Source organism: Ferroplasma sp. Type II (assembly GCF_000496155.1).
The window spans coordinates 2,195-4,248 of the sequence record NZ_KI542765.1 but is presented as its reverse complement, the minus strand read 5'-3'; the positions used below and the strand labels follow the sequence as shown (position 1 = coordinate 4,248).

Below are 2,054 nucleotides of genomic sequence, written 5' to 3'. Positions count from 1 at the left end.
AGGAAGGGGCAGGGATATAAAAGTGGCAGTCATTGCCAGTGAAGAAATGCGGCAAAAGGCCAAGAACGCAGATTTCTTATATTCAATAGAAGACCTGAATAATTTTTCTGATGATAAGAAATCATTTAAGAAAGTTGTGAAAGACATAGATTTCTTTGTGGCCGAATCAACGATTATGGGCAATGTGGGAAAAAACCTTGGTATAATTCTGGGGCCACGGGGGAAAATGCCAAAGCCCTTACCCCCAGGACAGGATCCTACACCATTAATAGAAAATCTTAAAAAGAGTGTGCGTGCAAGAAGCAAGGATAAGGTTACATTCCATGTACCTGTTGGAACAAAATCTATGAAGAATGAAGACCTGTATACTAATCTCAACACAGTTATGAAAAGGATAATCTCTCACCTTGATAAGGGAAAGGGAAATATAGCCTCTGCTTATATTAAGAGTACAATGAGCAAGGCAATTACAATTAATTTAGGTGATATAGAATGAGAGAGCCAGCACAGTGGAAAGTGGATAAGGTCAAACATCTTACTGAGGAGATAGATGAAAGTCCAGTATCCGCGGTTATAAGTATAAAGGGATTGCGAAACAAAGAGTTTCAGAAAATTAGGAATGACATACGTGGAGAAGCAAAAATACAGGTTCTAAGATCAAGATTGCTCAGGCTTGCTTTGGAGAAGTCCAAAAAGAAGAATATTGGTGGGCTTATAGACTACTCATATGGCCAGATAGCACTTATAACAACAACCAAATCTCCAAAAACGGTCTACGATATACTGGTTTCTAAAAGAACCAAGGCTGCAGCCCGGGGAGGGGAAATAGCAGAGGATGATATAGTAATAGAGCCCAAGGAAACATCATTTCCTCCAGGTCCTATGATATCCGTATTCCAGAAGGCAGGAATACCAGCTGGAATAGAAAAGGGTAAAATAGTAATCAAGAGCGAAGTTACACTGGTAAAAAAAGGTCAGGCAATATCGAAGGACAAGGCTCAGGTACTTGAAAAACTTGAGATACTTCCTGTCACAGTAGGCCTTGAGATGATAGCTGCATACGATGATGGGCTTGTGTACACAAAGGATGCACTTTCTATCACAGTGGAACAGATAGTATCTGATATGGCAGGAGCATTCCTGAAGGCAAAAGCACTTGCATTGAAGACGGACTTCCTGGTGCCGGAAATAATGCCTGAACTTCTATCTAAGGCACATCTTCAGGCACTGGGACTTGCACTTGCAGCAAACTTTGTTGATGAGAAGAATATAGATATTTTTATAAGGAAAGCTGTAATAAACGCTACAACTCTAAATTCATTAATAAATAAAGATTTAAATAATGAAAATATAGAGGATGAAAACCCTGAAGAAAGCAAAACAGAGGACAAGAAAGATGAAGGATCGGAGATGACGCAGCAGCGGGACTCGGGTCTTTATTTGGATGAGGTGACAAAATGGAATATATATATGGAGCTTTACTGCTTCACTCAGCAGGAAAAGAAATAGATGAAGAGAACCTGAAGAAGGTACTGACAGACGCAGGCGTAGCGGCAGATGACGCAAGACTTAAATCATTGCTTGAAAGCATGAAGAATGTAAACATAGAAGAAGTCTTGAAAAATGCCGCAGCAGCACCTGTAGCAGCAGCACCTGCGAAGGAAGAAAAGAAAGAGGAGAAAAAGAAAGAAGAGAAGAAAGAAGAAAAGAAGGATGAATCGGATTCAGACGCAATGGCCGGTTTAAGCTCTCTTTTCGGATAAATACATTTTTTTATTTTAGATTTTTATGGGTTTTTATAGTATTTTATGGATAATAATTAAGTATCTGTTGCCAATAGGCATTTTAGCGTATTCTATAATAAAATTCAATCCGTTTCTGATAATGATCTCAGTTTTATGGTTACTTGTAACATTGGTTGTTTCTCTTATAAATTTCAGTATTAAAAGCAATTTTGTAAGATCTTAAAATTAATAAAATTAAATAAGTTTTAACTCCTGAAGCTTTTCATATACTTCTTTTGCATGTTCTCCCCGGGCTCACTTTCGGGTATC

General features: G+C 38.3%; 3 protein-coding genes. All 3 read left to right on the top strand.

The window, feature by feature from the left end; genetic code table 11:
- Nucleotides 1-496 (top strand): hypothetical protein (gene rpl1P / locus AMDU4_RS10580; RefSeq protein ID WP_021787965.1); only part of this gene is annotated, 496 nt, incomplete at its 5' end.
- Nucleotides 493-1,509, top strand: a complete 1,017-nt coding sequence (gene rplJ, locus AMDU4_RS10575) for a 50S ribosomal protein L10 (RefSeq protein WP_021787964.1) — start codon at nucleotides 493-495, stop codon at nucleotides 1,507-1,509. The genes rpl1P and rplJ, both read left to right, overlap by 4 nt.
- A complete protein-coding gene (gene rpl12p / locus AMDU4_RS10570; protein ID WP_009886748.1) occupies nucleotides 1,458-1,763 on the top strand; it encodes a 50S ribosomal protein P1 in 306 nt (101 codons plus the stop codon). Before rplJ ends, rpl12p begins: the two co-directional genes overlap by 52 nt.
- Nucleotides 1,764-2,054: the final 291 nt, after the last annotated feature.

Bases quoted from the DNA above. Each gene is read 5' to 3' on its own strand.
- rplJ (WP_021787964.1), top strand. From the start codon at position 493: ATGAGAGAGCCAGCACAGTGGAAAGTGGATAAGGTCAAACATCTTACT.
- rpl12p (WP_009886748.1), top strand. From the start codon at position 1,458: ATGGAATATATATATGGAGCTTTACTGCTTCACTCAGCAGGAAAAGAA.